The 535-nt window shown below is 59.8% G+C and carries 1 protein-coding gene; it reads left to right on the forward strand.

The features are described from left to right. Window positions 1-205: 205 nt before the first annotated feature. Window positions 206-535, forward strand: a 330-nt coding sequence (locus DOM33_RS16060; RefSeq protein WP_162618001.1) for a DUF4158 domain-containing protein, incomplete at its 3' end; no start/stop codon positions are given.

The raw sequence follows: 535 nt of genomic DNA on the forward strand, positions 1-535 counted from the left end.
GCGTCGAGCTGGTGGTGGAAGCAGGTCGGTGGCCACCTCGGCGGCCGTCCTTCTGGAAAAGGGGTCCCCTCGTTTTCAGTGCAATAACTGGCGGTACGCAAACCCAGCACTGGCGCGGGGGTGGTGTTGGTAGATCGTTGATTCTGTTGGCTTTCCTGTTCACTTCTCAAACGGGTATCGTGGCCTCCCACTAATGGGGTTCACGATGCAGGACTGGCAAACGACGTTTTTGGGGATGCGTGAGCTGCCCCGCGATATCAGTGACTTCGAGATGAAGGCGTTTTTCACCTTCGATGGTGCAGAGCGCGAGGCAATCAATGCGCGCCGGGGTGACGCCCACAAGCTCGGTCTGGCGCTGCATATCGGGTTTTTGCGCATGAGTGGCCGCCTGCTGTATGCCTTTCGGGTGGTTCCCGTCGCCCTGTGGCGCCACTTGAGCGAGGAACTTGGCATTGCCACCCCTGATGTGGCTTCGCTGCGCACGCTGTACGGGCGGGAGAAGACACTGTTCGATCACCAGCAAGTAGCGTGCACG

This window comes from Salinicola halophilus (genome assembly GCF_003206155.1).
Classification (GTDB): Bacteria; Pseudomonadota; Gammaproteobacteria; order Pseudomonadales; family Halomonadaceae; genus Salinicola; species Salinicola halophilus.